At 66.2% G+C, this 6333-nt stretch carries 6 protein-coding genes; 1 reads left to right on the top strand and 5 read right to left on the bottom strand.

Annotated features, from left to right (window positions below; translation table 11 throughout):
• Positions 1-281: 281 nt before the first annotated feature.
• The 3 genes from murA to ABZV44_RS41605 are packed head-to-tail and all read right to left on the bottom strand — an operon-like array spanning position 282 to position 2580.
• Positions 282-1544, bottom strand: coding sequence for a UDP-N-acetylglucosamine 1-carboxyvinyltransferase (murA, locus tag ABZV44_RS41615; protein ID WP_354849565.1), 1263 nt, complete (start codon positions 1542-1544; stop codon positions 282-284).
• 10 nt (positions 1545-1554) lie between these two features.
• A complete protein-coding gene (locus ABZV44_RS41610) occupies positions 1555-2148 on the bottom strand; it encodes a cob(I)yrinic acid a,c-diamide adenosyltransferase (protein ID WP_354849562.1) in 594 nt (197 codons plus the stop codon).
• 9 nt (positions 2149-2157) lie between these two features.
• Positions 2158-2580, bottom strand: coding sequence for a DUF2550 domain-containing protein (locus ABZV44_RS41605; protein WP_354849582.1), 423 nt, complete (start codon positions 2578-2580; stop codon positions 2158-2160).
• Between the two features lie 709 nt (positions 2581-3289).
• On the opposite strand from ABZV44_RS41605, the gene ABZV44_RS41600 reads away from it, so the two are divergent.
• Positions 3290-4381 (top strand): NAD(P)-dependent alcohol dehydrogenase, encoded by a 1092-nt coding sequence (locus ABZV44_RS41600; RefSeq protein WP_354849559.1) that lies wholly within the window; start codon positions 3290-3292, stop codon positions 4379-4381.
• A 120-nt stretch (positions 4382-4501) separates the two neighbouring features.
• On the opposite strand, the gene ABZV44_RS41595 is transcribed toward ABZV44_RS41600, so the two are convergent.
• On the bottom strand, positions 4502-4879 hold the full coding sequence (locus ABZV44_RS41595) for a F0F1 ATP synthase subunit epsilon (protein ID WP_354849556.1): 378 nt from the start codon (positions 4877-4879) through the stop codon (positions 4502-4504).
• A 6-nt stretch (positions 4880-4885) separates the two neighbouring features.
• The gene (atpD, locus tag ABZV44_RS41590; RefSeq protein ID WP_157388301.1) at positions 4886-6316 is read right to left on the bottom strand and encodes a F0F1 ATP synthase subunit beta; all 1431 of its coding nucleotides are present in this window, start codon (positions 6314-6316) and stop codon (positions 4886-4888) included.
• Between the last annotated feature and the right edge of the window lie 17 nt (positions 6317-6333).

The following is a 6333-nucleotide window of genomic DNA, read 5'->3' as shown; positions in this document are numbered from 1 at the left end:
ATCGACACACTATTGAGTTCTCAAAGAACACACGCACACACGATCTCCCGGGCTCTTAGTCCCGCTCGTTCGTGAGGCAACTTTTACAGCTTAGCCCCGTCCGCACAGCGGAACCAAATCCGCTGGTTGGCTGGGAGCTAGTGTGATCATCAGGCGAAGCTCGTCTCACCGGAGTCGGTGTCCGTGTCGCTCTGACCTGGAATAAGTTACGTGTTGGTTGTTCGCATGTCAAATCGCCTGTTCAGGACGGGTTTTCGCGAACCCGTCCCGACACCGGCTGTTCAGTCCGCGGTTCCGACCCGTTCGATCCGGGCTCCGAGCGAGCGCAGATTCTCCACGAAATCCGGGTAGCCACGATCGATGTGGAAGACATCGTGGACCTCGGTGACACCGTCGGCGACCAGACCCGCGAGCACCAGACCCGCGCCGGCGCGAATGTCCGACGACCACACCGGCGCCGAGGACAGTCGCGGAATCCCGCGCACCACAGCGTGATGCCCGTCGGTGCGGGCATCCGCGCCCAGGCGGATCATCTCTTCGACGAAGCGGAAGCGCGCTTCGAAAATGTTCTCGGTGATCATCGAGGTGCCGTCGGCGATCGCGGCCAGGCCGATGGCCATCGGCTGCAGATCGGTGGGAAACCCGGGGAACGGCAGGGTCGAGAAGTTCACGGCGCGAGGGCGATCCGCCTGCACCACGCGAAAACCATCCGGTTCGAACGAGATTCGCGCGCCCGCGGAGCGCAGCTTGTCCAGCACCAGGGACAGGTGCTTGGGGTTGATGCCGGTCACCCGAACGTCGCCGGTGGTCATGGCGGCGGCGATACCCCAGGTCGCCGCGACGATGCGGTCACCGATCACCCGGTGGGTGGTCGGCGAGAGCTTGTCCACGCCCTCGATGGTCAGCACCGAGGTGCCCGCGCCGGAGATCTTCGCGCCCATCCGCGCCAGCATGTTGCAGAGATCCACGATCTCCGGTTCACGCGCGGCATTGTCGATGACCGTCTCCCCCTCGGCCAGCACCGCGGCCATCAGGATGTTCTCGGTCGCGCCGACCGACGGGAAGTCCAGGCGAATCCGGGCGCCCTGCAGCTCCTCGGCGCGCGCCACCAGGCAGCCGTGCTCGATCTCGGAGGTCGCGCCCAGCAGTCGCAGACCGGCCTGATGCATGTCCAGCGGACGCGAACCGATGGCGTCACCGCCCGGGAGCGCCACCACGGCCCGCTTGCAGCGCGCCATCAGCGGACCCAGCACACAGACCGAGGCACGGAACTGGGTGACGGCCGGGAAGTCCGCGTGGTATTTCGGTTCCGGCGGCGTCACGATGGTCACGGTCTCGTGGTCCACGGTGACGTCACATCCGAGACCGCGCAGCACCTCGGCCATGAGCGGCACGTCGAGGATGTCCGGGCAGTTCGTGATGGTGGTCGTCCCCTCGGCCAGCAACGCGGCGGCCATCAGCTTGAGGACGCTGTTCTTCGCGCCGCCTACCGCGACCTCACCGACGAGCCTGCTGCCCCCGGTCACCAGAAACCGTTCACTCACGGGGGTCAGCCTAGTGGTCCTCTCTCGCGCTCGCGGCGTCTCCGCCCGGCCGCCAAAGTATGTCGCCGTCCGGATTGGCGACCCGGCCGAGGATGAACAGCAGGTCGGACAGTCGGTTGAGGTATTTGGCGGGCAGCGCGTTCGTGTCGTCCGGGTGCGCCGCGACCGCGGCCCACGCCGAACGCTCGGCGCGTCGCGCCACGGTGCGGGCGGTGTGCAGCAGTGCCGCCAGCGGTGTGCCGCCGGGCAGGATGAACGAATTCAACGGCGCCAGAGGCTCATTGAACTCGTCGCACCACTTCTCGAGGCGGTCGATGTAGACCTGGGTGATGCGCAGCGGCGGGTACTTGGGCTCCGCGACAACGGGCGTGGACAGGTCCGCGCCGGCGTCGAACAAATCGTTCTGTATGGAACGCAGCACACCGAGCATCCGCTCGTCCGGCTGCCCGAGCGCGATGGCGACACCCAGTGCGGCATTGGTTTCGTCACAGTCGGCGTAGGCGATCAGCCGCGGGTCGGTCTTGGCCACCCGCGAGAAATCGCTCAGCCCTGTGGTGCCGTCGTCGCCGGTCCGCGTGTAGATCCGCGTCAAGTGAACGCTCACAGGGTCACACTATCCGGCGCGGCGGCGGCGAATTCGCTCGGAGGGCCGGGATTCGACCCAGGAGAGGAAGGCGGCCATGGCTCCGCGGTCGAGTGCCAGCTCGTAGCTGCCGTCACCGTCGGAGACCTGGACGATGACCTCGTCGGTCATGATGTCGTACTCGTCGTCCTGTGGGGACCGCCGCGGGCCCACCTCGATGGCGAGCCGGCGCATGGTGGAATCCGGGCCGAGCTTGAGGCTGGAGAGTTTGTAGAAGAGGAGCGTGTCCTCGTCGTAACGGATCAGGCCGTGCCGCCAGCCCCCGCCGTGGCCGCGGGCGGGCAGCACGCGCAGCAGGGCGGCGGTTCCGCCGCGGCGCAGCATCACCAGGCGATACGTCGAGGCCAGGGCCAGGCCGACCAGCAGCAACACCAGAATGATCAGAAGCCACATCCCGGTTTGCAATGCCGCTCCGTCCCTTCACATCCGCGTTGCTGTCGGTCACTGACCGGCCGACGGCCGGGCCCCGCTTTCGGTCGATAGTAGCGACCGCGGAAAGGCGAAGTCCGGCCATCCACCGAATGTGACGTATGCGCTGATCAGCAGGGTGCAGAAGATATATCAACCAATGACGGACGAGCGCTCCTCGGCGTAGCCGCCGCACCCGTTCACCGCGCAGGTCTCGTCCGTCCAGCTGACGTCGGTGTGCGGGCCGGGAACCTTGTTGTTGCCCCTCGGGCAACCCGAGGCAAGGGCTGTGTCGCCGGGCAGATTGTGGCAATGGCGCCGAGCAGGTTGTGCTGAGTCGCCTGCGTCATGTCGGTCGTCTACCCGCCGCTGTCGCCGTAGCTCGTTCCGCCGATATCCACCTGGCAGCCGACCACATAGCCGGCGCGCATCGTGGCGGGAGAGCCGAAAGCGCCTGAATAGCCGGTACTTTGCCGAACGCTTCGGATCACATCCGGGGACCGGTGAATTCCTTCAGCCACGTTGAGTAACCAAGGTCTCAATTACGGCACAAAGTATCCGAAAACCTGGGCTGCTTACCAGTTCCCGGCGGCAAGAGCCGAACGCGCGACCCGCTGAGCGGGATCGGCGATGGCCGTAAACTGGAACACGTTCTTATGCTCCGGACAATTGGGATGTCTTGGAAGGAGATTCCGTGGAAATTACCGCTGCGGTGGCCCGGGGAGCGGACGTGCCGTTCTCGATGGAGACCCTCACTCTGGAGGAACCGCGACCGGGCGAGGTGCTGGTGCGCATCGTCGCGTCCGGGGTCTGCCACACCGACCTGGTCACCAAGGGCGTGTTTCCCGCCGATTTGCCGATCGTGCTCGGTCACGAGGGTGCCGGGATCGTCGAGCAGATTGGCTCGGAGGTAACCGGAATCGAAGTCGGCGACCATGTTCTGCTCACCTATGCCAGTTGTGGAACCTGTTCGCGATGCACCAACGGGCTTCCGCCCTATTGCGAGAATTTCGTCATTCTGAACACCTCGGGCGGACGCGCGGATTTCACCTCGCCGCTGAGCAGTAATGGCGAACGCGTGATGGGCGCGTTCTTCGGGCAATCGAGTTTCGCCACCCACGCACTGGTGCCGGCGCGCAGTGTCGTGGTGGTCGACAAGGACGTGGACCTGGTGGCCACCTCCCCGTTCGGGTGCGGTGTGCAGACCGGTGCGGGCGCGGTCGCCAATGTCATGAAGCCGGGGCCGAACGACTCGCTGGCCATCTTCGGCGTCGGCGGCGTGGGGATGGCGGCCCTCATGGCGGCCCGTGCCATCGGCGCGGGAACCATTGTCGCCATTGACCTTTCCGCCGATCGGCTGGCCGTGGCCAAGGAGCTCGGCGCGGACGTCACCATCGACGGCGCGGCCGAGGACGTGGTGGCGCAGATCGTCGCGGCGACCAACGGCGGCGCGAACTTCGCGCTCGACACGACCGCCCTCAATGCCGTCATCGCCAAGGGCCTGGAGGCGTTGGCCCCCATGGGAACTCTCGTTCTCGTCGGGCTGGGAGAAGCCAGCATGGACCTCGAAATCGGCCACCTCACCGGCAACGGCAAGGCCGTCCGGGGCTGCATCGAGGGCAGTGGCGATCCGCAGCAATTCATTCCGCGACTGCTGCAGTGGCATGCCGAAGGCAAGTTCCCGATCGAGAAGATCAGCAAGACCTACGCCTTCGGCGATATCGACGCCGCGGTCGCGGACGCCCACCACGGCACCACGATCAAGCCCATTCTCACGTTCCAGTGAGAACGACACACTCGCGCGCGGCTCGAGGCGGGCGCGAGTGCGGGTCGGTGTGAACGCGAAAAAGCGGCGGCCCCAGGGATTTTCCCTGGGACCGCCGCCCTCGGTTTCAGCGCCGGAAGGCTAGGCAGACGCCGCCTTCTCGACCGCCCGCAGCTGGCCCTGTGCCTTGGCCAGCGCGGCCGGGCTCGCATCCGGGTCGGCGACAACGGCCTTGGCGGCCGCCTCGTCGATATCGAAGGCGAAATCGGCGGATTCGGCCAGCACGCGCACCGAAGTGGCGGTGACCGAGAAGAACCCGCCGTGCACGGCCACGACCACGCGCTCGTCGTCGTCGGACACGATGGTCACGGTGCCGGCCTCGACCAGCTGCCCGAGCAGCGGTTCGTGGCCGGCCAGGATGCCGATCTCACCCTCCGTGGTCTGAGCCGAGACGAACTTCGCCCGGCCCGACCACAGCAGCCGCTCGACGGCGACCAGATCAACTGACATATCCGCCATGGTGGACTACTTCCCGGCGATCTTCTTCGCAGCAGCCTCGACGTCGTCCAGGCCACCGCAGGAGTTGAACGCCTGCTCCGGCAGGTGGTCGAACTCGCCCTTGCAGACCCGGTCGAAGTCGTCGATGGTCTGCTCCAGCGGCACGACGGAACCCTCCTGGCCGGTGAACTTCTCGGCCACGATGAAGTTCTGGCCCAGGAACTTCTCCAGGCGACGGGCGCGACCGACGAGGACCTTGTCCTCCTCGGAGAGCTCGTCCATACCCAGAATCGCGATGATGTCCTGGAGTTCCTTGTACTTCTGCAGGATTCGCTTGACCTCGTTGGCCACCCGGAAGTGACGCTCGCCGACGATCGAGGCCTCGAGGATTCGCGAGGTCGACGACAGCGGGTCGACGGCCGGGTAGATGCCCTTCTGCGAAATCGGACGCGACAGCTCGGTGGTGGCGTCCAGGTGCGCGAAGGTGGTGGCCGGCGCGGGGTCGGTGTAGTCGTCCGCGGGCACGTAGATCGCCTGCATCGAGGTGATCGAGCGGCCACGGGTCGAGGTGATGCGCTCCTGCAGCTGACCCATCTCGTCCGCCAGGGTCGGCTGGTAACCGACGGCCGAAGGCATACGACCCAGCAGGGTCGAGACCTCGGAACCGGCCTGGGTGAAGCGGAAGATGTTGTCGATGAACAGCAGAACGTCCTGGTTCTGCACATCGCGGAAGTACTCGGCCATGGTCAGGGCCGAGAGGGCGACGCGCATACGCGTCCCCGGCGGCTCGTCCATCTGGCCGAAGACGAGGGCGGTGTCCTGCAGGACGCCCATCTCTTCCATTTCCAGGTGCAGGTCGGTGCCCTCACGGGTGCGCTCACCGACGCCCGCGAACACGGACGTACCGGAGAACTCACGCGCGATACGGGTGATCATCTCCTGGATCAGAACGGTCTTGCCGACACCGGCACCACCGAACAGACCGATCTTGCCACCCTTCACGTACGGGGTGAGCAGGTCGATGACCTTGATGCCCGTCTCCAGGATCTCGGTCTTGCCCTCGAGCTGGTCGAAGGCGGGCGGCTGGCGGTGGATGCCCCACTGCTCGCCGTCGCGGCCCAGGCCGGGGGTGTCGAGGCAGTCGCCGAGCGCGTTGAACACGTGGCCCTTGACGACGTCACCGACGGGCACCGAGATCGGCTTGCCGGTGTCGCGCACCTCGGCGCCACGGATCAGACCGTCGGTCGGCTGCATCGAGATGGTGCGAACGATGTTGTCGCCCAGGTGCTGCGCGACCTCGAGGGTCAGGGTCTTGGCCACGGACGCGAGCGCGATGTCCACGTTCAGGGCGTTGTACAGGTCGGGAATGGAACCGCGCGGGAACTCGACGTCCACGACGGGTCCGATGACGCGGGCGACACGGCCTGTGCCGACCCGGGTTTCAGTAGCTGCGGTCATTGGTTCTCTTCCTGGGC

The sequence above is a fragment of the Nocardia sp. NPDC004860 genome, from assembly GCF_040609015.1.
Lineage (GTDB): Bacteria > Actinomycetota > Actinomycetes > Mycobacteriales > Mycobacteriaceae > Nocardia.
The sequence above is the reverse complement of the archived record's forward strand: the minus strand, read 5'-3'. Positions and strand labels throughout refer to the sequence as shown.

What these genes read in the sequence shown, in the direction of transcription:
- ABZV44_RS41605 (WP_354849582.1), bottom strand. Translation starts at nt 2,580, where the DNA reads ATGTGGCTTCTGATCATTCTGGTGTTGCTGCTGGTCGGCCTGGCCCTG.
- ABZV44_RS41595 (WP_354849556.1), bottom strand. Translation starts at nt 4,879, where the DNA reads ATGGCGGATATGTCAGTTGATCTGGTCGCCGTCGAGCGGCTGCTGTGG.
- atpD (WP_157388301.1), bottom strand. Translation starts at nt 6,316, where the DNA reads ATGACCGCAGCTACTGAAACCCGGGTCGGCACAGGCCGTGTCGCCCGC.